The organism is Sporomusa sp. 246TCP1 (genome assembly GCF_057319775.1).
Map to the genome: position 1 here is coordinate 1,127,605 of NZ_CM170492.1, position 24,464 is coordinate 1,152,068.

A 24,464-nucleotide genomic window follows, 5' to 3' on the forward strand; every position below is an offset into this window, starting at 1 on the left:
TACGGGGGTGTAGATGAATGGATATCAATCAGTATATGGGAATGTTTTTAGAAGAATCGCGTGAGCACCTTCAAGCCTTAAATAGTTGTTTGCTTGATCTTGAAAATGATCCTGGCAATCTAAATGTACTTGATGAAATATTTAGAAGTGCTCATACCATTAAAGGTATGTCTGCTACCATGGGGTTTACTACTATTGCGGAGCTTACACATGAGATGGAAAATGTACTTGATTTGCTTCGTAAAGGGACACTGCAGGCAAATGATGATATTACTGATATTTTATTTAAATGTGTTGATACCTTGGAGCAGCTAGTCGAAAACGTATCCTCGAATTCTGATACGCCTATTGAGATTAAACCGCTCATTTCCAAACTCACAGCAATTGCTAAAGGTGAGCCGTGTTCGGTATCTGAACAACACTCTGTGCAGGTTGCCGCGACGCCGGAAGCGGAATCTATTTCAGCTCAAAACGTCAATCTTGATGAAACAGAGCTCAATGTTGTTAAAGCTGCAAGAAAGCAAGGCATTGAGTGTTATGAAGTTCATATTGATTTGCGGACAGGATGTCTCCTTAAATCTGCCAGGGCATATATGGTAATGAACGCATTAGAAGAACTTGGTGAGGTTATTAAGAGTGTTCCAACTGTTGAAGAATTGGAAAAAGAAAACTTCGACAATTCTTTCCAAGTTAGTGTTTTGACAAGTGTTACTGCGGAGAATATTGAAACAGCTGTTCTCAATATTTCAGAGGTTGAAAAAGTAGTTGTTATTCCAGTGATAATTCCGGAAACTACCGAAAAATCAGCCGCAATCCCAGAGGCTCAAGCAGATAAACCAACTGTCGGCAAACAGGATAAAAGTGTCTCTGGTGACAAACCGGTTGCTAATGAACAACATAATGATAAAAAGCTTAAAAGTGGTCAGTCAGTAAGAGTTGATATTGATAAATTGGATAGTTTGCTTAACCTTGTTGGGGAATTAGTTATTAACAAGACCCGGCTGGAGCAAATTGGGTTAACACACAGACTTACTGATCTTGTTGAAACGATTGAACAAATGGATAGGGTAACAACAGATTTGCAGTCAGTAGTCATGAAAGTTCGGATGGTTCCTGTTGGTCAGGTGTTTAATCGTTTTCCACGAATGGTTAGAGACTTGTCACGCGAATTAAATAAAGAGATTAACCTCATTATTCAGGGGGAGGAAACAGAACTTGACCGTACTGTAATCGATGAAATTGGCGATCCTTTAGTTCATCTTTTGAGAAACTCGATTGATCATGGTGTTGAACATCCGGCTGAACGGCAAGCCAAAGGCAAGAATCCTGTTGGTGAAGTTCGCCTGATTGCCCGTCATGAAGGTAATAATGTTATTATTATGGTTGAAGATGATGGAAAAGGCATTAATGCTGATACTATAAAACAAAAGGCTGTGGAGCGGGGGATGATTACGCAAGCTGAAGCTGATAAGCTTGAAGCAGCTGAAGCTGTTCGGCTTGTGTTTTTGCCCGGTTTCTCGACGGCTGAAACAGTAACAGATGTTTCAGGACGTGGCGTTGGCATGGATGCTGTTAAGACTAAAATTGAATCATTAGGCGGCATGGTAGATGTTGAGACCAAAATTAATATGGGTAGTAAATTCAAGATTCGACTGCCACTAACATTGGCTATTATTCAGGCATTATTAGTAAAAGTATGTGAAGAAATTTATGCCATTCCGCTTGGCTCCATTGATAGCACCATTAATATTACACCCCAGGATATAAAAACAATTCAAAATCAAGAGGTTATCTTACTTAGAGGCCAAATCATTCCCATAGTTCGTTTGGCAAATGTACTTAATGTTGCTAATACTTGCCAGCATAGTCAGGAAGAATTATTTGTAGTAATCGTTCATATTGGGGAAGAGCGTGCCGGGATCATTGTAGATACGCTTATTGGGCAGCAAGAAATAGTAATTAAATCTATGGGGAAATTATTAGCTGGAATTAAGGTTATTGCCGGCGCTACTATTCTAGGTAATGGTCAAGTAGCACTTATCTTAGATGTTGGGGCGCTAAAACAGTAAAAAAGGGAGGGAAGAAGAGTGTCTGAACTAACATATTCTGGTAATGATATTCAGTTAGTAGTATTTAAATTAGGGCGCGAGGAGTATGGTGTCAGTATTCTGCAAGTTCAAGAGATCAAGCGAATAACGGAGATTACCCGGGTTCCTCATTCACCTGATTATATTAAAGGTGTAATGAATTTACGCGGTAGTATTTTGCCTGTTATTGATTTGAAGAAAAGACTTAATTTACCTCCGGAAGAGTATACGGAAGATACGCGAATTATTATTATAAAAGTTGAAGATATAGTTGTTGGCATGATTGTCGATGCTGTGTCTGAAGTAACAACAATTGACCAAAATAATATTGAACCACCGCAAGCGGTGGTGGGTGGTATTGCTGGAGATTATTTAAGTGGTGTAGGTAAATTAGATAATCGGCTGTTAATATTACTTAATACAGATGCAATTATTGGTGTGGGTCAAGAAGTTAAAGCTAGTTAATAGTTAGGTGTAGATAGCAAAGGGGTGGCAAAACTTGTCTGAGGATATTTTAAAACTATCACCATTGCAGTTAGATGCGTTGAGGGAAATAGGTAATGTTGGTGCTGGTAATGCGGCAACTGCGCTATCTCAAATCATTAATAACAAAATTGATATGACAGTACCAGAAGTGGCTATTCTTCCTCTTGGTGAAGTACCAGAGGTGGTAGGTGGCCCAGATGCTATGGTTGCGGGTGTTTATCTCAGAGTTTTTGGCTTGGCACCTGGGAGTATCTTATTTTTGCTTCCTCGTGACAGTGCCTTTTACTTGGTTGATATGCTAATGGGGCGCAGCCAAGGTGAAACTCAACTCCTTAATTCTATGGATGAATCAGCACTGATGGAAATTGGTAATATTTTGGCAGGTGCCTATTTGAATGCGCTTTCTCACTTTACTAAACTGACATTATTACCATCTATTCCGGCTTTAGCCGTTGATATGGCTGGTGCTATATTAAGCGTTGTCTTAAGTCAGTTAGGTCAAATGGGCGATCACGCATTGGTAATCGAAACTGAATTTACCACTGATAATGATGGCGTTAAGGGTCACTTTTTCCTTATTCCTGATCCCGGTTCTTTGAGTACAATTTTGGCTGCAATCGGGGTGACAGAATAATGGCTGAACTAATAAAAGTCGGAATGGCTGATTACAAGGTTGGGCGTAATCCGGCTAGCCTGATTAGTTATGGACTAGGATCCTGTGTTGGTATCGCACTTTTTGATTTGGTTGCTAAGGTAGGTGGATTAGCCCATATAATGTTACCCGACAGTACGCAAGCCCGCTCAGCAGAGAATATAGCAAAATTTGCGGATACGGCTTTACCAGCCATGCTTAATGATATAATAAAATTAGGTGCAAGCAAGTCGCGTATTACTGCGAAGATTGCCGGCGGCGCACAAATGTTTACATTTACTAATGCTACTGATATTATGCGGGTCGGTGAGCGTAATGCAGAAGCTGTGCGTTTAGTACTAAAGAAGCTGGAGATACGATTAATAGCTGAAGATACCGGTGGTAATTATGGACGTACAGTTGAGTTAAAATTGGACACTGGCATTTTTCGCGTCAAAACCATTGATAAAGGTGAAAAAGAATTATAATTGGAGGAAGAACTATGACACTAAAGTTGCGGATTAGTTTATATGTGGCACTTATTGCCAGTGGCTTAACATTATTGGTAGGTGTGCATAATAATATTACACTAACTGCTATGGTATACCGAACATTAGTATCGTTAGTTCTTTTTGCCATTATTGGATATGTTTGTGGTCAATTTGCTGAGCGCTATTTTCAAGAAACCCTGGATGAATCGGAACCTAAGGGTGTGGATGTTTCTATTACAAGTAGCGATGACATACAGGGAGATGAGTTACCGGCGGCAGATTTTGAACCTCTTAATCCTAAGAATTTTGAGAATATAACACTAACGCAAAAGTAACGATGGAGGGGTAAGCGCCAATGGCAGATAATAATGCTGAAGAGAAGGCTGCTAACACTCTCAAACTTTGGCGGGAGTATAGTAATAACAAAAGCCCGGAGATTCGGGAGAAAATTATTGAGAACTACTTGCCTTTAGTAAAACTAGTGGCAGGCCGTGTTGCAGTTAGTCTTCCTCAGCATGTAGATAAAGATGATTTGATTAGTAATGGATTTTTTGGTCTTATGGAATCAATTGAACGCTTTGATGCTGATAGAGGAGTTAAGTTCGAAACCTATGCAGTTGTAAGAATTAGGGGAGCTATTCTTGACTCCCTTAGAGCTCAAGATTGGGTTCCGGCTACCATTAGACAAAAAGCACGACAATATGAACAAACAGTCGCCAAGTTAGAACATGCGCTGGGACGCTCAGTAAAAGATGAAGAAATTGCGATGGCAATGAAAATTCCACTCAGTGAACTGTATAAGCTTATTAATCAGCTAAATGCCAGCACACTTATTCCACTTGAAGAATTTGCCAGAACAGAGACAGCTTCGCAGCATACGCCGAACCCTGCACAACATATAGAAGAGCAAGAAGTAAAAGATATGTTAGCCAAAAGTATTGATAAGTTGCCAGAAAAAGAGCGTTTGGTGGTTAGTCTTTACTATTATGAAGGACTGACATTAAAAGAGATCAGCTTGATATTAAAATTATCAGAAGCTCGTATATCTCAACTTCATACTAAAGCTATTTTCCGGTTACGAGGTGCTCTGTCAAGACTAAAATCAAGCTTTATTTAATAATCAAACCTAGTCGTTAGTGCTAGTGATGGGAGATTGCGTATGGATGATGCACGCTTATTAGAACAGGCAGAGGATAATGTAAGTTCACTTGATGGATATTTTACTATTACAACAGATGAAAATGGTACTTATCTGGCTGTGTATTCTCCGCAAGGTGAAGGACAGCCTGTAAAAGTACCTCAAATTACTGATCTTTTGAGAGAACGCGGCATTGATAAAGTAGAGAATGCTTTGCTTGTCCGTGTAGTAAAAGAGGCGTTAGGTACTCCCATTAAAGTAGCAGAGAAACTAGTTGAAACAGAACCGGTTATTCAGGTTTTTGTCTCTCGTGATAGAATGGAGGCCACTCTGCAGGTAGATATGCCGAAAGGCTGTCGACCGGTTACTATTGATGAGATTATGGATAAAATTAAACAGGCTGGTATAGTTTATGGAATTGACAGCGCGGCAATTGAAGCAGCACGCACCAGACCGGGATGCATGGTCGTCTGCGCAAAAGGATTGCCACCTGTTAATGGAGCTAATGCCGAAATTACATATTTCCTTGATTTAGAAAACAAAGGGCGTCCTGTAGAATTAGATGACGGCAGGGTGGATTTTAAAAGCCTTAATTTGTTTACCGTTGTTCACAAAGATGAGTTGTTAGCTGAAAAAGTGCCTGCAACACAAGGAACCGAGGGAATTGATGTTTTGGGGAATGAAGTTCAGGCTAAACCAGGAAAAGATGTAGTATTGCCAACAGGTAAAAATGTTTATGCTGTCGAGGGATTAAAGGCATATGCGGGACAAGACGGCCAACTTGTTGTTGTGAACAAGAAAATAGGTGTTATTCCTCTTATCGAAATAAAAGGTGATGTTGATTTATCAACAGGTAACATTGAATTTGTCGGTAGTGTAATCGTTAAAGGCTCAGTACAGACTGGTTTTACAGTAAAGGCTGAAGGAAATGTAGAGATAGCCGGTAATGTCAGTGGTGGTATTGTTGAAGGCAAGAATGTTACTGTTCGTATGGGTATTCAGGGAATGAACAAAGGATATATCAAAGCAAGTGAGAATGTTGTTACAAAGTATATTGAAAATGCAACAGTATTAGCAGGAAAAGACGTCATTGTCAGTGATGTTGTTTTACATAGTAAAGTGAGCGCCGGCAAAAGAGTAATTGTTGACGAACGGCGTGGTCTTATTGTTGGTGGACAGATATCTGCAGGTGAAGAAATTAAGGCCAAGACTATTGGTACTTATTCTGCTACTAATACTGATATTGAGGTCGGAGTAAATCCGGCATTACGGGAAGAATACCAAATATTACGCAAAGAAATTAAAAAGTTTGAATTTGATTTAGAGCAAGCGCAAAAAGCTTTACATATATTACGAACAATGAACCAGAGTACGATGCCTCCGGATAAACACGAAATGTTGCTTAAATTGACGAAAGCTCAGTTTCATTTAATTGGTCAGACTGAAACCATGCGTAACAGACTGGCAGAAATAGAAATAGCTCTGGAAGAAATGCGCTATGGTCACATTAAAGTAGCAGATACAGTTTACCCTGGGGTCAAGCTAGTTATCGGAACATTAGTGAAACCAGTACGGGATGCAACTAAGTTTGCGAATTTTTATGCTGAAGACGGGGAAATTAAAACAGGCTCTTATAAATAGTGATTAACTACCAATCAGCTTTTACTTTTATGGTTGGATGGTGATGTAATGAGTATCAGGCCAATTGATATGCAGGTAATTATTCCAAAGGCGACAGAAGTCGGGACGCAACAAAATAATCTTGCCCATCAAGGTACACTTCAGCAACAGCAATTTGCTGAACAGATGGAAAAGGCGGCCCAGATACGTCAGCATCAGGTTCAGAGTGTAGAAAAAGGCCAGGGTGGCAAGGTTGAACGCGATGATAAAAAAGAAAATAATAAACGCGGTGGTAGTGACCTTAACCAAAATCACAATGTAGTTTCCCAAAAATCCTTAGAATCAGAAAATTCAGAGCAAGAGATAATGCCTCCAGATCCGGTATTAGGACATATTATCGATATTAAAACGTAGTATTATGGAGGTGATATTCTTGCCGGCTAGTGTTAGTATTGTTTTACTGGCAATCGTTCTTTTTCTTTTTTTATTACTATATAAAAAAGATATGATTGTTAAAATGTTTATGTTAAAGATGTCTGCTCCAGCTAATGAATTTACAGCGCAACTAGAGCAAACAGCTGATGCTATTATTAGACGCCTTGAAGAGGAAGCTGCTCAACTTGAGCTATTACTTGAAGAAGCGGAGACGAAAATTGGCCTGCTTAACCAGCAAGTTGAGTATGCTAATAAGATGATTGAGCAGTTGTCAGCGTTAGAGGAAAAACAAAGCATAGCTAAGCAACAGGATACAGGACTAGTTGTTGCCGAGATTGGTAATGCATCCGTGCTACCGGTTGCAGATGATGTTTTGCCTGAGCCAGTTCAGCCTATTGCTGAACTGGCAATTGAGGCCGAAGAGAATAAACATACTATTAAAGAAGTAAATGTTGAAAAATATCGTCACATTATTGCTATGGCAGACCAGAATTATACAGTGACGGAAATTGCCAAAGCTACAGGTATGGGCAAGGGCGAAATTATGCTGCTCCTGCAATTGAATAAAAAGTAAGGCAATTGGTATAATAAAAAGCGAAAAGCAAGAAATTATGAGAGAATTTGACTTGTTATCAGCGGAAAGTTATGCTATACTACTTTTCGGTGTATCACACACGCAATCCAATTTTGCTACTGTGCCAAAACTGGTGAAGGCAAAAGATGCGGGTTGCGGCGGTAATTTAACAGGAGGTGTATTTATGTCAGTTATTTCTATGAAACAGCTTTTGGAAGCTGGTGTACATTTTGGTCACCAAACCAGAAGGTGGAACCCCAAAATGGCTCCGTACATATTTACGGAGCGTAATGGTATTTACATTATTGACCTACAAAAAACAGTAAAAAAGGTGGAAGAAGCGTATAATTTTGTACGTGACTTAGCTGCTCAAGGGCAAACTATGCTGTTTGTAGGTACCAAAAAACAGGCGCAGGAAGCTGTAAAAGAAGAAGCTATCAGATGTGAAATGTTCTATGTCAATGAAAGATGGCTGGGTGGTATGTTGACAAACTTCCAAACAATTCAAAAACGCATTAACAGATTGCGTGAGCTTGAAGATATGGAAGCTAAAGGTATGTTTGAAGTATTGCCTAAAAAAGAAGTCCTTACTTTACGCCACGAAATGGAACGATTACAAAAATTCCTTGGTGGAATTAAAAATATGCACAAACTGCCAGGCGCACTTTTCATTATTGATCCGCGCAAAGAACGCATTGCTGTGGCAGAAGCTCGTAACTTAGGTATTCCTATTGTTGGGATTGTTGATACCAACTGCGATCCTGATGAAATCGATTATGTTATTCCTGGTAATGATGATGCTATTCGCGCTGTTAAGCTGCTTACCGCAAAGGTTGCTGACGCTGTACTGGAAGGTCGCCAAGGCGAACAGATGGCAGAGTAAACTATTATGTGCACATTAAAGGTAAGGGGCTTTCGGCCCTCTTACCTTTAATAATAGTTAGGAGGATTTTAAATGATAACTGCAGGAATGGTTAAAGAACTACGGGAACGCACTGGTGCCGGCATGATGGATTGTAAAAAGGCTTTAAGTGAGACTAACGGTGATATGGAAAAGGCTGTTGACTCTTTGCGGGAAAAAGGTTTGGCTGCAGCAGCAAAAAAAGCTAGCCGTATAGCTTCTGAAGGACTTGTTGAATCTTACATACATGGAGCAGGACGTATTGGTGTTCTTGTTGAGGTAAACTGCGAAACTGATTTTGTTGCTAAAACTGATGATTTTAAATCACTAGTGCGAGATATAGCCATGCAGATTGCTGCCGCTAACCCTGGTTATGTTACTCGTGAAGAAGTGCCAGAAGAAATACTGAATCACGAAAGAGAAATCCTGCGGGCGCAGGCGCTTAACGAAGGGAAGCCCGCTAATATTGTTGAAAAAATGATTGAAGGTCGTTTGAAAAAGTTCTATCAGGAAAATTGTTTATTGGAGCAAGCGTTTATCAAAGATCCTGATAAAACAATAACTCAATTAATAACTGAACGAGTATCAAAAATTGGTGAAAATATTTCAGTTCGACGTTTCACCAGATATCAATTAGGGGAAGGTATTGAGAAAAAGGCTAATGATTTTGCAGCTGAAGTAATGGCGGCTGTCAATAAATAAGAGAACACTAAGTGTTCTCTTTTTTCAAAAAAAATATTTTGTGAAATAAAGGATTTATTCGCAAAATGTAGAAACATATATTTTAAAGGAGGTTTCCCTTTTGGTCGCTGGTAAATATAAACGCGTTGTCTTAAAATTAAGTGGTGAAGCCTTGGCTGGTAATAAGGGCTATGGTATAGATCCTGTTGTTGTTGATTCTATTGCCAAAGAAATAAAAGAGGTTAAAGCAAGTAATTTGGATGTAGCCATTGTTGTTGGTGGCGGGAATATCTGGCGTGGCCTTGCCGGCAGCGCGAAAGGCATGGATCGTGCCACTGCTGATTATATGGGAATGCTGGCAACTGTTATGAATTCACTGGCACTCCAAGATGCGCTTGAACATTGTGGTGTTGATTCAAGAGTGCAGACGGCTATTAATATGCAACAAGTTGCTGAGCCATACATCCGTCGTCGGGCTATACGACATATGGAAAAAGGACGCGTAGTTATTTTTGCCGCAGGTACGGGGAATCCTTATTTCTCAACAGATACGACAGCTGCACTAAGAGCTGCCGAAATTGAAGCAGATGCAATTTTGATGGCAAAAAGGAACACTGATGGTGTATATGATTCTGATCCACGCCACAATCCTGATGCCAAGAAGTTTAAAGAACTTGAATATATTGAAGTTTTACAGCGGGGGTTAGGAGTTATGGATTCTACAGCTACTTCGCTGTGTATGGATAATAAAATTCCAATTGTAGTATTTAGTATTGATGAGCCAGGCAATATTTTGCAAGCTGCGCTAGGCAAAGATATTGGAACTATCGTCGGAGGAGAAAAAAATGGCAACTAAGGAAATTCATTCTGCCCATGAGGACAAAATGAAGAAGGCTTTGGAAGTCCTACGGAAAGAGTATGGCAGTCTGCGTGCAGGCAGGGCAACTCCTTCGCTTCTGGAAAAGGTTATGGTTGATTATTATGGTTCACCAACGCCAGTTAATCAGGTAGCCAATGTTTCAGTTCCTGAACCGAGGATGATTGTCATTCAACCATGGGAAAAGACGATGCTTAACGCCATTGATAAGGCTATTCAAAAGTCGGATTTAGGGCTGATGCCTACTAATGATGGCGCTATCATTCGATTGACTATTCCGCAACTTACGCAAGAACGCCGTTCGGAAATTGTTAAAGTTATACATAAAAAAGCGGAAGAATGCAGAGTTGTTATTCGTAATCTCAGGCGTGATGCCAATGAGGCGATAAAGAAGGTTGAAAAAGACAAAACGGTTTCTGAAGATGAGGCCAAAAAAGCGCAAGACGATATTCAAAAATTAACAGATAAATATATTAAAGAAGTAGATCAGGTTATGGCTGCAAAAGAAAAAGACATAATGGAAGTGTAATATGGTGGATACAGTTGCGCAGCCGTTGTCTAAAGTTATCTGCAGGTTGAAACAAGCGAAATGCAAATATAACATTACTGTTACTAAGCCTTCGCGCGAACTGTTCCAACTGGAAGATAAGCTTTATGTTATCAAGCAGCAATTAGATGCTGATGGTATTTATAATTTAATAGTTGCTGCTAAAATGGGAAAGGAGGTGTTTTAATAAATGGCTTACAAGATTACAGATGAGTGTGTTGCTTGTGGTTCTTGTGCTGCAACCTGTCCGGTTGAAGCTATTAAAGAAGGGGAACCAATTTACAGCATTGATGCTGAAGAGTGTGTTGAGTGTGGTTCTTGTGCTGAAGCTTGCCCTACTGGGGCAATAGTAGCTCCAGAGTAATTTAAATCCCCCTCGCAAGAGGGGGTTTAAATTTATATTTATTTGGCTAACTTTTCAGGATTTTGGAGATAATTTTGGTAATAACTATGCTGCAGTTTGGCGGAGGGGCTTAGTGTGTGGAAAAAGTGGTTTAGTGATAAGGCTGTTAATAAGCAAAATGATTATACTTCGATTGATTTGACTAGACTTCCGGGCCATGTGGCAATCATTATGGATGGAAACGGCAGATGGGCTCAAAAGAAAAGTCTTCCCCGTGCGTTTGGTCACCGGGCTGGCGCGGAAACGCTACGAGAAATTGTTATGACAGCTTCGGAGATCGGCATAAAAGTTCTTACTGCTTATGCTTTTTCTACGGAAAATTGGCGGCGGCCAGCTGATGAAGTTAGGTTGCTTATGGGTTTACTTGCTGAGTATCTTGATAATGAGATTAATGAGTTGGACAAAAATAATGTGCAAATCAGGTTTATCGGTAAGATCGAGGAACTGGCACTAACTTTACGAAAAAAAATTGAAAAAGCTCAGGCGCAGACTGCTCAAAATACCGGTTTAATTCTAAACCTGGCTGTAAACTATGGTGGACGAGCTGAGTTGACGCGTGCTGTTAAAATAATTACTGAAAAAGTATTAAATCAAGAATTGGCATTAGAAGATATCAATGAGGCAATTATTGAAGAAAATTTATATACAGCGAATATTCCAGCACCAGACTTATTAATTAGGCCGAGTGGGGATTTTCGTATTAGTAACTTTTTATTATGGCAAGTTGCGTATGCTGAGTTCTGGTTTACAGAGACTAATTGGCCGGACTTTAAATCAGAGAATTTCTTGCAGGCTATACGCGATTACCAGCAGCGGGAACGAAGATTTGGCGGGATTAAAAATACAAAGTAACGGTAGGTGCCTATATTGCTTGGTATGCGTATTTTGACAGCAGTTATTGGAATTCCAATAGCTATAGTTATTATTAATTATGGCAGTTGGCTGTTTGCAGCAACAGTAGTAGCGCTCGCATTGGTTGCCTGGCATGAATTTTTTACCATGATGCAGGCCAAAGATATTCAAATTCAGTACAATATTGGTCTTATTGGTATTATTTTGGCATCAGGTTGTGCTTGGCTTGGCAACACGCAGGAATTGGTTATGGTAATGTTGTTAGTTGTATTAGTTACTATGGCGCAAACAATACTAAAATATAAGACATTCGGGGTTACTGAGGCCGCTTTTACTATCTTGGGCACAATGTATATCAGTTTGCCATTTGCTCATTTGTTACTGCTTCGGTTTACAGATCAATATGATTATATGTACACGGCGCTTGGCAATCTATCAGCAGGTGCCGTCTATCTTTGGCTAGCTTTTATTGGAACTTGGGCCAGTGATACGCTGGCATATTTTGTAGGGTCATTAATTGGCCGGCACAAGTTGTGTCCGGATATTAGTCCTGGAAAAACCATTGAAGGAGCTAGCGGCGGCTTACTTGGCAGTATCGCAGGTGTAGTTGCTGTAGGACATTTGTGCGGATTGCCGCTAGTGCATATGGCTTTTCTCGGTTTGTTAATCGGTATTGTCGCTCCTTTGGGCGATCTTGCCGAATCAGTATTAAAAAGGTTTACCGGCATAAAAAATTCTGGTAATATTTTACCTGGGCATGGTGGCATACTTGACCGTTTTGACGCCATTATGTTTTCTGTACCAGTAGTTTATTATTATATTAAGGCATTTATTATTGTGTAGAAACTTAGAATGGAGAACTCCTTGATGAAGCATATTGCTATTTTAGGAAGTACCGGCTCAATTGGTACTCAGGCTTTGACTGTGATTGCAGCTAATGCCGATAGGTATACTATAACTGCCTTAGCTGCGTATCAAAATGAGAAATTATTAGCCGAGCAGATTGAGTATTTTAAGCCGAAGATTGCGGTACTAATTGATAAATTGGCAGCTGATCGCATGGTTACTGCCTATCGAGGTAAAACGAAAATTTTGGCTGGTGAGGAAGGGTTGCTGGAAGCAGCTACTTTTTATCAGACAGATACTGTTTTGACATCACTTGTTGGATTTGCAGGCTTGAAGCCAACGGTTGCTGCGATAAAGGCAAAGAAGAATATAGCGCTTGCTAATAAGGAAACCTTAGTAGCTGCCGGTGAATTAGTGATGTCATTAGCAAAGGAATATAATGTTAGCATTTCCCCGGTTGACAGCGAGCATAGTGCTGTTTTTCAATGTTTGAATGGAGAAAATAAACAGCAGATAGAGCGGATTATTTTAACGGCATCTGGTGGACCATTTCGCGGGCGTACGATAGAAGAATTGCGCAATGTGACGGTTGAAGATTGTCTAAAACATCCCAATTGGTCAATGGGACGAAAAATCACCATTGATTCTGCTACATTAGCCAATAAAGGCTTAGAGGTCATTGAAGCCAAATGGCTATTCGGTGTTGATTATGACAATATTGAGGTTTGTGTTCATCCTCAGAGCATAATTCATTCGATGATTGAATTTATTGATGGCAGTATTATGGCGCAACTAGGAATGCCGGACATGCGACTGCCGATTCAATATGCGTTATCTTATCCTGAACGCTTATCATCTGAGTTCCCTCGTTTAGACTTGACAAAATTAGCGGCACTGACTTTCGCGGAACCTGATACGCTAAATTTCCCTGCATTAAAGCTAGCTTATAATGCAGGGAAAGCAGGCGGAACTATGCCCTGTATTTTTAATGCAGCTAACGAAGTAGCGGTTTACGCTTTTTTAAATGGCAAAATTAGTTTTCTTGATATCATTCAGGTAATACGATATACTATGGAAAAACATACCTTGATTGCAACTCCTGATTTGGAGCAGATTGATGCTGCTGATGCATGGGCACGTCACTTGGCACTTCTGGCAGTAAATGATTTAAAAAAATGAACCAATACTTGAAAGGTTGGTGGAAATTTGTCTACAGTCATTGCGACTATTTTTGTTTTCGGTTTACTTATCTTATTTCACGAGCTAGGACATTTTATTACAGCGAAAAGCGTGGGTATGCGGGTGGATGAATTTGCCATCGGCTTTGGTCCTAAGTTGATAAGTAAAAAAATTGGTGAGACCATCTACTCTATTCGTATCATACCACTTGGCGGTTTTAATAAAATTGCAGGTATGGACCCAGACGAACAGCAGGATGAGCGTTCATTTAGTGCTAAGCCTATCTGGGCTAGGATGTTAGTAATTGTGGCTGGTTCGGTCATGAATTTTGTTTTACCTGTGCTCTTGCTTTTTATTGTATTTGTGAGCGCAGGTATTGACAGTCCCTCCAACCAACCAATAATAGGTAAAGTCTTTCCGGATAAGCCAGCTGCGGTTGCCGGGTTGCTGCCTGGTGATAGAATAACAGCAGTAAATGGAACAGTTGTAGATTCCTGGCGGGATTTTGTTAGTGTTATCCAGACAAATGCAGGAAACAAGCTTACGATAACCTATTCCCGCGCTTTGGAAACTAACAAAATAGCTGTGCTTACACCTGATTATGATGAAAAAGGCAAGCGCGGAGTTATTGGTGTCATTCCCCAGATTGATAACTACCAGCCTGGAATAATTGAATCGGCTGGTCTGGCTGCAAAACAAACAGTTACTGTAGCGCAAGCTATGTTGATTGGTATTGGTGAAATGATTACCGGTAAAACAGCAGCCGATGTTGCCGGCCCCATTGGTGTAGCCCAAATGGCAGGGGAAGTTGCCCAATTGGGAATTATTCCATTACTGCAATTTGCCGCTTTTTTAAGCATCAATTTAGGATTAATTAATCTTTTGCCAGTGCCGGTATTGGATGGTGGGCATGTTGTCACACTGGCTGTTGAAGGTATTAGAGGTAAACCGCTTAGTGATAGCCAAATGCAGTTTATTCAGATGATTGGCTTAGCGTTGTTACTGCTGCTATTTGTTGTGGCAACCTTCAAAGATATAGTGCGATTAAATTTGTTTTAAGCTGGTGATGAAATATGCAGCGTAAGAAAACACAGCCGCTACAAGTTGGCAAAGTGGTGGTAGGTGGTAGCGCCCCTATATCGGTACAATCGATGACCAATACCCGTACAGACCATGTTGCTGATACTGTAGCGCAAATTAAGCGGCTTATTGATGCCGGTTGTGATATAGTTCGGGTTGCTGTACCTGATATGTCTGCCGCTCAGGCTATCGAGCAGATAAAAGCCGCCGTAGAGGATGTTCCCCTTATTGCAGATATTCACTTTGATTACCGTTTGGCGGTTGCGGCCATGGAGCGCGGCATTGATGGGTTGCGTTTGAATCCAGGGAACATTGCCGAGGTCGATCATGTGGCCGTAATCGTTAAAGAGGCCCAAAAACGGCGAATTCCGATTCGCATTGGGGTTAATGCCGGATCACTAAGTAAAGCAATACTTGCTAAATATGGCGGGCATCCTACAGCGGAAGCTATGGTCGAAAGCGCGTTAAGTCATATTGCAATTTTGGAAAATCTTAATTTTCATGATATTAAAATATCGTTAAAGGCACATGATGTACCGCTTACTATTAGTGCTTATAAGCTTATGTCAGAAACTGTAGATTATCCATTGCATTTAGGAATTACTGAGGCGGGGACAATACGCTCAGGGGTAATTAAGTCAGCCGTAGGCATTGGCGCGCTTTTAGCTCAGGGAATTGGTGATACAATCAGAGTATCATTAACTGGTGACCCTGTCGAAGAGGTGTATGTTGCCAATGAGATTCTTAAGTCTTTAGGACTACGCAAGTATGGTCCTACGCTTATATCTTGTCCGACCTGTGGGCGTTGCCAAATCAATTTGGTTGAAATTGCTGAGCAGGTAGACAGTAAGTTAAAAACCATGAAAACCCCCATTACGGTAGCAGTAATGGGTTGTGTTGTGAACGGACCTGGAGAGGCCAGAGATGCCGATGTTGGTATTGCCGGTGGTAAAGGGGAAGGTCTGTTATTCAGTAAAGGCGAGATTATTCGTAAAGTGCCTGAAGGTGAATTAGTAAGTACATTATTTGCTGAAATCGATAAAATTAGTAAGGAGGCTAATACTTAATGCGCTTTTCCCAATTATTTGCACCTACATTACGAGAAACCCCGGCTGAAGCCGAAGTAGTAAGCCATCAATTAATGCTCAGGGCAGGACTTATCCGTAAAGCTACAGGTGGAGTTTATTCCTATTTGCCCTTGGCTTTGCGGGTGCTGAAAAAAATTGAAAAAATAGTACGTGAAGAAATGGATGCTAAAGGTGGACAAGAATTGGCAATGCCAATTCTTCAGCCAGCCGAAATGTGGCAGGAAACTGGCCGATGGAGCGTTTATGGTGAAGAAATGTTTCGCTTGCAAGACCGTCATGATCGCAAATTTTGTCTAGGACCTACTCATGAAGAAATGATTACGACCCTTGTTCGTGGGGATATTCGCTCTTATCGTCAGCTGCCACTTATGCTTTATCAGATTCAAAATAAGTATCGTGATGAGATTAGGCCGCGGTTTGGACTTATGCGGGGTCGTGAGTTTATTATGAAAGACTTATACTCCTTTGATCGCGATGAGGCAGGTCTTGACGAAAGCTATAACAAAATGTATGATGCTTATTCACGCGTATTTACCCGTTGTGGTCTGACATTCCGCGCCGTGGAAGCCGACTCTGGTGCTATTGGCGGCAGTGGCTCACACGAATTTATGGTAATTGCTGAATCAGGAGAAGCTGGTATTGTCTATTGTGAAAAATGTGAGTATGCAGCCAACGATGAGAAAGCCGAATTGCATCCGATTTGTCTTCCACGAGAAGAACAGCTGCCGCTAGACGAAAAAACTACTCCGGGAATGAAGACTATTGTTGATCTCAGTCAGTTTTTAAGCATTACACCGGAAAAGACGATCAAAACATTAGCTTACCGGACAGATACTGGTACGCTTGTACTAGCGCTTGTTCGCGGCGATCATGAAGTAAATGAGATTAAATTATTAAACAAAGTCGGCTGTATACAACTGGATATGGCTAATGAAGAAGCTATTGCCCATGCATTAGGTAGTCGAGCTGGTTATATTGGTCCTGTTGGGCTTGACGATAATGAGAATATTATCATTGTTGCCGATGCAACTGTTATGAATATGAGTAATGCGGTATGCGGCGCTAATAAACCGGATACTCACTATATTAACGTCAATCCTGGCCGTGACTTTAAACCATTCCTTGTTACAGATCTTCGTCTGATAAAAGAAAATGATCCTTGTCCTCACTGTGGTGCTCCTGTTAAAACTGCCCGGGGAATAGAAGTTGGCCAGGTATTTAAATTATTTACCAAATATAGTACGGCATTACAGGCTACTTTTATTGATATTGATAGTAAAGAAAAACCGATGGTTATGGGTTGCTATGGCATTGGCGTCAGCCGTACAATGGCAGCGGCTATTGAACAAAATTATGATCAAAATGGTATTATCTGGCCTGCACCTATTGCTCCTTACCATGCTGTAGTTATTCCTGTCAGCAGTAAAGATGAAAAGCAGATGGCCTTAGCAGAAAAAATATATACTGAGTTAAATGCGAATGGGATAGAGGCTATTCTGGATGATCGCAATGAGCGACCCGGTGTTAAATTTAAAGATGCAGACCTTATTGGTTATCCTATTAAGATCACAATTGGTCCCAAGGCAATTAATGAAAATTTAATTGAGATTAAAATCCGGCGTACAGGGGAAGTGCTTTATTTTAGCCAAGCAGAATATCTTAGTAATGTCAAAGAGCTTTTAATAAAGTTGTAACACGATAATCCATTTATACTAAAAGGCGTGATAATGATGATCACGTCTTTTTAACTATATGGGAAAGTATGTGAGGTGAGAAGGTGGCTCCAATCAGTGAAATAGATATTACTTTACGGTTAGTGATCTCTTGTATTCTTGGCGGTTTAATCGGTTTTGAACGCGAGAGTTTGGATCGTCCGGCTGGCTTGCGTACTCATATATTGGTATGTATAGGGTCGACATTAATGACGCTTGTGTCTATTTATGGGTTCTCCGGTTTTGATGCTGTTACCAAGGATCCTGCACGGATTGCGGCACAAGTAGTAAGTGGGATTGGCTTTTTAGGTGCCGGTACTATTCTGCGAGAAGGGTTGACTGTTACAGGGCTTACAACGGCAGCCAGTTTGTGGGTTGTTGCCGGAATTGGCCTGGCTATTGGCTGTGGGTTATATTTTGCCGGTATCGCCGGTACTGCACTGGTATTTTTAACATTGGTACTATTTGGGCAAGTGGAGCGCCGTCACTGGAGTAATAAATGTCGTGATAAAATAAAAATTATTGTGCGCGATCAGCCAGGCCAGATTGGTCAAGTGGGGATATTTTTTGGAAAACATAATGTTGGTATTAAGAATATAACCATGCACCATATCCCCGAACAAAAAGTGATAAACCTTGAGTTTGTTCTAATAATCCCGGCAAATGCTGATATGATACAGATATTTGCCGAACTAGCCGAAATTGACGGAGTGCTATCCCTTGATAAACCGTGGTAAAATAGTGGTGACCTGTTATTGATGGGAGAGGTTAAATGTCTAGTTATTGTGTTATACCAGAAAACTGCCAAAGTTTTTTCCAATTTGTCGAACAGTTACCAATTGATACGGTTAATCGGGAATTAGTGAAGGCAGCGCAAGTTACTAAAGTTGAGGTAAACCCGGTTGCTAAGACATGGATCATATTTATAACCGTAGCTAAACCTGTTTCTGAACAGACTATTGGTATGATAGCAGAGCATCTATGTCAACAATGTGCTTTAACTACTGTTCGTTTTACTCAGCAGACAAAAGATTTGAAGCAATATCTGGTGGAGAACTGGCCACAATTTGTTGAACAAATTACGGAAGGTCATTACGGTATTCAACATTTGCTTTTGCAAGCGAGTTGGTCGTATGATGGGGAAACGCTTAGCATTGAAACTGTTGGGGGATTGTCAACAGCAATTTTGGCTGAGCATGGCATCGAGCAGGTAATAAAAGCTTTCATTATGCGGAATTTTGGTCACTGTTGTGAAGTGAAATTTCTTTATTCAGAGATGGAAGAAGTAATTAACTGTGATGAGGCATTATTAACTCCCGCGTATAAGGAGGCTGTTATATCTCAGGATAGACCAAAAGCAGCAAATGACAGCCCAATACTATTTGGTCGTAATATTCGCGGAGCGGCGGTCGCTGTTCAGCCGATCAATGCCATCCAGGAGGAAGCACGTAATGTAGTTCTTACTGGTCAGGTTCTTAACCATGAAGTAAAAGAATTGAAATCAGGCCGGTTTTTGTTGACATTTGATCTGGTTGATTCTACTGATGGTATTAGCGGCAAAGCTTTTTTTGATAATAAAGAGCAGTTTGATAAAGCAACAGGACCTATTAAAAACGGTATGCAGGCGACAGTTAAAGGGACAGTTCAATATGATAAATTTGCTAATGAATTAATTCTATTTACTGACAGTATGTGTCGCGCAGAAAAAGTCGAAGAGCGCCAAGACAATGCGCCTATACGCCGGATTGAACTACATGCCCATACTCGTATGAGTGCTATGGATGCTGTGGTTTCTGCAAAAAATTTAGTAAAAACGGCTGCTAAATGGGGGCACTCTGCCATTGCCATTACTGATCATGGTGTAGTGCAAGCTTTCCCGGAAGCCTATGAGGAAGCTGCCAGTGCTGGTATTAAAGTGATCTATGGCATGGAAGGCTATCTGTTTGATGACGATATCAATCAGGCTCGTCATATTATCATTTTGGCCCAAAACAATATTGGCCTGCGCAATTTATACCGGTTGGTATCGATATCCCATCTTAGGTATCTGCATCGTACGCCGCGCATACCACGGATGATATTAGACGATTATCGGGAAGGCTTATTGTTGGGGTCAGCTTGCGAAGCGGGTGAGTTAATTCACGCGATGATAAATGGTGCCAGCCAGGAAGAATTACTTACTATTGCTAAGTATTATGACTATCTTGAGATTCAGCCAACAGGCAATAATGAGTTTTTAGTACGCAAAGGTAAGATTGCCGATGAAGAAGGATTGCGCGTTATCAACAAAAAAGTTTGCGAGCTTGGTGCGCAATTGGGAAAACCTGTTGCCGCTACCTGTGACGTTCATTTTTTAAATCCTGAAGATGAAGTATATCGTCGAATTCTTATGGCTGGGCGGGGTTATGATGATGCGGATAAGCAGCCGCCACTCTTTTTTCGAACAACTGACGAAATGTTGGCTGAGTTTAGCTACCTGGGAGCAGAGAAAGCCCATGAAGTAGTAATTGAGGTTCCTAAGCGTATTAATGACAGTATTGAAAGCATTAAGCCTATTCCGGAAGAATTGTATTCGCCGCAAATCCCTGGGGCAGAAGAAGATATTAAGATTATGTCCTATCAAAACGCCGAACAACTCTATGGAACTCCATTACCGGAGATTGTGGCTAAACGTCTTGAGAATGAACTTGATTCGATAATTAATCATGGTTTTGCTGTACTATATCTTATTGCCCATAAACTGGTAAAGAAATCGATGGATGATGGTTATCTGGTAGGCTCCAGGGGGTCAGTAGGCTCTTCTTTTGTTGCTACTATGACCGGGATAACCGAAGTTAATCCGTTACCACCGCATTGGCGCTGTCCCAGTTGTAAATACAGTGAATTTATTACTGATGGCAGTTATGGTGGCGGCTTCGATTTGCCGGAGAAAGTTTGTCCTCATTGCCAGACTGATATGGAGAAAAATGGCCATGATATCCCCTTTGCTGTATTTATGGGTTTCCATGGTGATAAAGTGCCTGATATTGACCTAAACTTTTCCGGTGATTATCAGCCGGTTGCCCACAAATATACCGAAGAATTATTTGGCCGTGATAATGTATTTAGGGCCGGGACGATTGCCACTATCGCCGACAAGACAGCCTATGGTTATGTTAAAAATTATCTGAATGATAAAGGCTCTACCGCCCGTAATGCTTATATAAATAAGCTTGTGGGAGGTTGTACCGGCGTAAAACGAACTACTGGTCAACATCCTGGTGGTATTATGGTTATACCCAGGGATATGGATGTGCATCACTTTACACCAATTCAATATCCGGCAGACGATAAGAACTCAGCAACAATTACTACTCACTTTGATTACCACTCAATCAGTAGTCGCCTGGTCAAACTTGATATTCTAGGACATGATGATCCGACAGTGATCAAAATGCTGGAAGACTTGACACATATTGATCCCAAGACAATTCCTTTTGATGATGCTGCGACGATGAGCCTATTTTCTTCGACAACCGCACTACAGCTTACGCCGGAAGCACTTAACAGTACAGTTGCCACCTTCGGAATACCGGAATTTGGGACTAAATTTGTCAGGCAAATGCTTGAGGATACGAAACCAAAGACCTTTAGTGAACTGATACGAATAAGCGGTTTTTCTCATGGGACAGATGTCTGGCTTAATAATGCCCAGGATCTTATTCGCAGTGGAACTGCTAAACTTTCTGAGGCCATTTCTACGCGTGATGACATTATGGTCTATCTCATGCAGAAAGGCGTTGATTCGCTGCTGGCATTTAAAACTATGGAAAGTGTGCGTAAAGGCAAGGGGATAAAACCTGATGATGTCGAAAAGATCAGGGCTAAAAATGTACCCGAGTGGTTTATCGAATCCTGTCAGAAAATAAAATACATGTTTCCCAAAGCACATGCCGTAGCATATGTAATGATGGCTTTCCGGATAGCCTACTGCAAAGTGCATCATCCGTTGGCATTTTATGCCGCCTATTGCACCGTTAGAGCTACCGATTTTGATGCAGACTTAATTGTCAAAGGTGCTAAAGTACTTAAAGATGAGCTTGTGATGTTAGAGGAAAAAGGAAATGCTCTTTCAACAAAAGAGAAGAGTATCCAAACGATTTTAGAAATAGCGCACGAGATGTACTTGCGCGGGTTTGTTTTTCACCGGGTGGATTTATATAAATCTGACGCTGAAAAATTTCTAATTCTTGATAATGGGCTTTTACCTCCAATTGGGTCCTTGCAAGGGGTAGGAGTATCTGCTGCTCATAATATCGTAGCAGCTCGCGAAGACAGAGATTTTTCGTCAATTGAGGATTTACGCTCGCGCAGCAGAGTTTCTAAAACTGTAATTGATGTTCTGAAAAATCATGGCTGTTTAGCAGGACTAGATGATTCAGATCAAATCCAATTGTTTGCCTGAAGTGAAATTCGAGTGAAAAGCCGGTTGTAAAATTACCAGTTTAGTGGTATAATAGTTGAGTGTATAAAAGGTATTTGACTTTTTAAGAGTGGGTATTGAGCACCCACTCTTTCATCGTATTTTAGCACTAGTCGCTCTTACCATAATTAGGTATGAGAGGTAGGATATTAGGAAACAATATAAAGTAAGAACTGTTACGGCTTATTAAGCCCTAATTGGAGGTGTTAATTGTTGTGTTGCGAGAAAAAATAGAAGCAATAGTGGAAACCATTGTTTCAGATATTATTGTTGATAGTAAACTCGAATTGGTTGATGTTGAATATGTTAAGGAACGGGACTGGTATCTTAGAGTCTTTCTTGATAAAGAATCAGGTATTGAGATTGATGATTGCCAGTGGGTGAGTGAACAACTTGAAGCTAAGCTGGACGAAAGTGATTTAATAAAAGATCATTATTATCTCGAAGTTTCCTCTCCTGGTCTTGATCGTCCGCTAAAAAAAGACCGGGATTTTATCCGTCATGCTGGTGATAAGATAGAAGTGAAAACCTATGAGCCTATTAACGGAGAGAAACTACTAGTGGGGACGTTAATTGGTTTGCTCAATGGTAATGTTCAGATTGATATAGATGGTCAAACTGTTACTATCCCAATAGAAAAGACTGCACAAATCAGACTTCATATAGAATTTTAGCATTGAAAATTGAATAAGGGGGAATTGTTATGAATGCAGAATTTATGCAGGCATTTGAACAACTAGGAAGAGAAAAGGGTATTGCGCCGGAAATTCTGTTTGATGCAATTGAAGCAGCCTTGATTTCTGCGTATAAACGTAACTTTAGCTCGGCACAAAATGTAAGGGTAGCTTTAGACCGAACTACCGGAGAAATACATGTTTATGCCCGCAAGAATGTTGTTGAAGACGTTAGTGATACCCGGCTTGAGCTATCTCTTACTGAAGCCAAGGCAATCGATCCACGCTACGAGCTGGAGGATGTAGTTGAACTTGAAGTTACTCCGAAGAATTTTGGGAGAATTGCGGCCCAAACAGCTAAACAAGTTGTTGTTCAACGGATTAGAGAAGCCGAACGGGGCATGATTTATGAAGAATTTTCTAATCGGGAAAGCGACATTGTAACAGGTATTGTACAACGTATTGAACAAAAGAATGTATATATTGATTTGGGCAAGGCGGAAGCTGTTCTCGCACCGTCTGAACAAATTCCTGATGAAATATATAAACATAATGATAGACTGAAAACATATATAGTGGAAGTAAAAAAAACTACTAAGGGACCACAAATACTTGTATCCAGAACACATCCCGGATTGTTAAAGCGCTTGTTTGAGTTGGAAGTTCCAGAAATTCATGATGGTGTAGTTGAATTAAAATCAGTAGCACGTGAGCCTGGAATGAGATCTAAAATTGCAGTTTACTCTCGTGATGAAACTGTTGATCCGGTAGGGGCCTGCGTAGGTCATAAAGGTATGCGGGTACAGACTATCGTCAATGAGCTCAAAGGTGAAAAAATAGATATTGTTAAGTGGAATACTGATCCGGCAAAATATATAGCCAATGCGTTAAGTCCTGCCAGGGTAATTTCAGTAGAGGTTCAGGAAGCAGAAAAGATGTCCAGGGTGGTTGTGCCTGATTATCAACTTTCATTGGCAATCGGGAAAGAAGGGCAGAATGCGCGGCTGGCAGCTAAGCTTACTGGCTGGAAAATTGACATTAAGAGCGAGTCGCAAGCTGCGCAATTGCCGAATGCACCAGTGAATTTGGCGCAGGAGGAATTGGAGTGAAACCAAAAAAAATTCCTTTCAGAATGTGTGTGGGCTGTCAGGATATGAAATCTAAAAAAGAATTGCTGAGAGTTGTTCGAACGCCAGAAGGCGAGATTGTTTTGGACCCGACCGGTAAAAAGGCCGGACGAGGTGCTTATATGTGCCGTAGTGAGCAATGTCTGACAAAAGCTTTTAAAGAAAAACGACTGGAAAAGGCACTGAAACATCCGATTGGAGAAGAGGTTTATGCTGCGCTTAGACTTGGGATCATAGAATGAATCAACAAAAACTAATGTCGCTTTTGGGGCTGGCTCAAAAGGCAGGCAAAATTGTTTCTGGTGATTTTGCTGTACAAGGAGCTATTAAATCAGGTAAAGCTAGATTGCTTATTATTGCTGCTGATGCTTCTGAGAGTACTAAAAAAGAGTATCAATATTTGGCAGCATCCAAAAATATCACTGTTTTCTGTGTTTTATCGAAAGAACAGTTAGGTAGTGCTATCGGCAAAGCATTACGGGCTGCTGTGGTGATAACTGATGAAGGTTTTGTCAAGCCAATTATCTTGAATTTGCAAGAGTAATTGTTGCCTATGGGAGAGAAAGAAAATGG

27 protein-coding genes are annotated in these 24,464 nt (G+C 40.7%); all 27 read left to right on the forward strand.

Annotated features, from left to right (window positions below):
* The first annotated feature begins 17 nt into the window (after window positions 1-17).
* The 27 genes from AC1ECB_RS05615 (at window position 18) to AC1ECB_RS05745 (ending at window position 24,435) form a co-directional block, all read left to right on the forward strand.
* Window positions 18-2,069, forward strand: a complete 2,052-nt coding sequence (locus AC1ECB_RS05615) for a chemotaxis protein CheW (protein WP_485667808.1) — start codon at window positions 18-20, stop codon at window positions 2,067-2,069.
* A gap of 18 nt (window positions 2,070-2,087) precedes the next feature.
* Window positions 2,088-2,552 (forward strand): chemotaxis protein CheW, encoded by a 465-nt coding sequence (locus tag AC1ECB_RS05620; protein WP_021167603.1) that lies wholly within the window; start codon window positions 2,088-2,090, stop codon window positions 2,550-2,552.
* A 34-nt stretch (window positions 2,553-2,586) separates the two neighbouring features.
* Window positions 2,587-3,207 (forward strand): chemotaxis protein CheC, encoded by a 621-nt coding sequence (locus AC1ECB_RS05625; protein ID WP_021167604.1) that lies wholly within the window; start codon window positions 2,587-2,589, stop codon window positions 3,205-3,207.
* Window positions 3,207-3,692, forward strand: a complete 486-nt coding sequence (locus AC1ECB_RS05630) for a chemotaxis protein CheD (protein WP_021167605.1) — start codon at window positions 3,207-3,209, stop codon at window positions 3,690-3,692. Before AC1ECB_RS05625 ends, AC1ECB_RS05630 begins: the two co-directional genes overlap by 1 nt.
* Before the next feature lie 14 nt (window positions 3,693-3,706).
* Complete coding sequence (locus tag AC1ECB_RS05635; protein WP_485667809.1) at window positions 3,707-4,030, forward strand: hypothetical protein; 324 nt, start codon at window positions 3,707-3,709, stop codon at window positions 4,028-4,030.
* A 20-nt stretch (window positions 4,031-4,050) separates the two neighbouring features.
* Window positions 4,051-4,812: a FliA/WhiG family RNA polymerase sigma factor gene (locus AC1ECB_RS05640; protein ID WP_485667810.1), complete on the forward strand. Its 762-nt coding sequence runs from the start codon at window positions 4,051-4,053 to the stop codon at window positions 4,810-4,812.
* Window positions 4,813-4,854: 42 nt separating this feature from the next.
* Entirely contained in the window at window positions 4,855-6,474 is a 1,620-nt protein-coding gene (locus tag AC1ECB_RS05645) for a DUF342 domain-containing protein (RefSeq protein WP_485667811.1), read from the forward strand.
* Between the two features lie 48 nt (window positions 6,475-6,522).
* Complete coding sequence (locus tag AC1ECB_RS05650) at window positions 6,523-6,867, forward strand: hypothetical protein (protein ID WP_485667812.1); 345 nt, start codon at window positions 6,523-6,525, stop codon at window positions 6,865-6,867.
* A 19-nt stretch (window positions 6,868-6,886) separates the two neighbouring features.
* Complete coding sequence (locus AC1ECB_RS05655) at window positions 6,887-7,462, forward strand: hypothetical protein (RefSeq protein WP_485667813.1); 576 nt, start codon at window positions 6,887-6,889, stop codon at window positions 7,460-7,462.
* A 184-nt stretch (window positions 7,463-7,646) separates the two neighbouring features.
* The gene (gene rpsB, locus AC1ECB_RS05660; RefSeq protein ID WP_028972385.1) at window positions 7,647-8,345 is read left to right on the forward strand and encodes a 30S ribosomal protein S2; all 699 of its coding nucleotides are present in this window, start codon (window positions 7,647-7,649) and stop codon (window positions 8,343-8,345) included.
* Between the two features lie 72 nt (window positions 8,346-8,417).
* Window positions 8,418-9,065, forward strand: coding sequence for a translation elongation factor Ts (tsf, locus tag AC1ECB_RS05665; protein WP_485667814.1), 648 nt, complete (start codon window positions 8,418-8,420; stop codon window positions 9,063-9,065).
* 100 nt (window positions 9,066-9,165) lie between these two features.
* Complete coding sequence (gene pyrH / locus AC1ECB_RS05670) at window positions 9,166-9,900, forward strand: UMP kinase (RefSeq protein WP_021167613.1); 735 nt, start codon at window positions 9,166-9,168, stop codon at window positions 9,898-9,900.
* Window positions 9,890-10,450, forward strand: a complete 561-nt coding sequence (gene frr / locus AC1ECB_RS05675; protein ID WP_021167614.1) for a ribosome recycling factor — start codon at window positions 9,890-9,892, stop codon at window positions 10,448-10,450. Before pyrH ends, frr begins: the two co-directional genes overlap by 11 nt.
* Window position 10,451: 1 nt before the next feature.
* On the forward strand, window positions 10,452-10,655 hold the full coding sequence (locus AC1ECB_RS05680) for a hypothetical protein (RefSeq protein ID WP_485667815.1): 204 nt from the start codon (window positions 10,452-10,454) through the stop codon (window positions 10,653-10,655).
* A gap of 3 nt (window positions 10,656-10,658) precedes the next feature.
* Window positions 10,659-10,832 (forward strand): DUF362 domain-containing protein, encoded by a 174-nt coding sequence (locus AC1ECB_RS05685; RefSeq protein ID WP_021167616.1) that lies wholly within the window; start codon window positions 10,659-10,661, stop codon window positions 10,830-10,832.
* Between the two features lie 114 nt (window positions 10,833-10,946).
* On the forward strand, window positions 10,947-11,723 hold the full coding sequence (gene uppS / locus AC1ECB_RS05690; RefSeq protein ID WP_485667816.1) for an undecaprenyl pyrophosphate synthase: 777 nt from the start codon (window positions 10,947-10,949) through the stop codon (window positions 11,721-11,723).
* A gap of 24 nt (window positions 11,724-11,747) precedes the next feature.
* A complete protein-coding gene (locus tag AC1ECB_RS05695) occupies window positions 11,748-12,566 on the forward strand; it encodes a phosphatidate cytidylyltransferase (RefSeq protein WP_485669286.1) in 819 nt (272 codons plus the stop codon).
* A 24-nt stretch (window positions 12,567-12,590) separates the two neighbouring features.
* Complete coding sequence (locus AC1ECB_RS05700) at window positions 12,591-13,748, forward strand: 1-deoxy-D-xylulose-5-phosphate reductoisomerase (RefSeq protein WP_485667817.1); 1,158 nt, start codon at window positions 12,591-12,593, stop codon at window positions 13,746-13,748.
* Window positions 13,749-13,775: 27 nt separating this feature from the next.
* Window positions 13,776-14,807, forward strand: coding sequence for an RIP metalloprotease RseP (gene rseP / locus AC1ECB_RS05705; protein ID WP_485667818.1), 1,032 nt, complete (start codon window positions 13,776-13,778; stop codon window positions 14,805-14,807).
* Between the two features lie 14 nt (window positions 14,808-14,821).
* Window positions 14,822-15,895 carry a flavodoxin-dependent (E)-4-hydroxy-3-methylbut-2-enyl-diphosphate synthase gene (gene ispG, locus AC1ECB_RS05710; RefSeq protein WP_485667819.1) on the forward strand — a complete coding sequence of 358 codons (1,074 nt, stop codon included), beginning with the start codon at window positions 14,822-14,824 and terminating at the stop codon, window positions 15,893-15,895.
* Window positions 15,895-17,610 carry a proline--tRNA ligase gene (locus AC1ECB_RS05715; RefSeq protein ID WP_485667820.1) on the forward strand — a complete coding sequence of 572 codons (1,716 nt, stop codon included), beginning with the start codon at window positions 15,895-15,897 and terminating at the stop codon, window positions 17,608-17,610. The genes ispG and AC1ECB_RS05715 overlap by 1 nt, the downstream gene beginning before the upstream one ends.
* Window positions 17,611-17,693: 83 nt before the next feature.
* On the forward strand, window positions 17,694-18,365 hold the full coding sequence (locus AC1ECB_RS05720) for an MgtC/SapB family protein (RefSeq protein ID WP_485667821.1): 672 nt from the start codon (window positions 17,694-17,696) through the stop codon (window positions 18,363-18,365).
* 35 nt (window positions 18,366-18,400) lie between these two features.
* Window positions 18,401-22,072, forward strand: a complete 3,672-nt coding sequence (locus tag AC1ECB_RS05725) for a PolC-type DNA polymerase III (RefSeq protein ID WP_485667822.1) — start codon at window positions 18,401-18,403, stop codon at window positions 22,070-22,072.
* Between the two features lie 233 nt (window positions 22,073-22,305).
* Window positions 22,306-22,764, forward strand: a complete 459-nt coding sequence (locus AC1ECB_RS05730) for a ribosome maturation factor RimP (RefSeq protein WP_485667823.1) — start codon at window positions 22,306-22,308, stop codon at window positions 22,762-22,764.
* A gap of 29 nt (window positions 22,765-22,793) precedes the next feature.
* Window positions 22,794-23,873, forward strand: a complete 1,080-nt coding sequence (gene nusA, locus AC1ECB_RS05735) for a transcription termination factor NusA (RefSeq protein ID WP_485667824.1) — start codon at window positions 22,794-22,796, stop codon at window positions 23,871-23,873.
* Complete coding sequence (rnpM, locus tag AC1ECB_RS05740) at window positions 23,870-24,133, forward strand: RNase P modulator RnpM (RefSeq protein ID WP_485667825.1); 264 nt, start codon at window positions 23,870-23,872, stop codon at window positions 24,131-24,133. Before nusA ends, rnpM begins: the two co-directional genes overlap by 4 nt.
* Window positions 24,130-24,435 carry a L7Ae/L30e/S12e/Gadd45 family ribosomal protein gene (locus AC1ECB_RS05745; protein WP_485667826.1) on the forward strand — a complete coding sequence of 102 codons (306 nt, stop codon included), beginning with the start codon at window positions 24,130-24,132 and terminating at the stop codon, window positions 24,433-24,435. The genes rnpM and AC1ECB_RS05745 overlap by 4 nt, the downstream gene beginning before the upstream one ends.
* The last annotated feature ends 29 nt before the right edge of the window (window positions 24,436-24,464 follow it).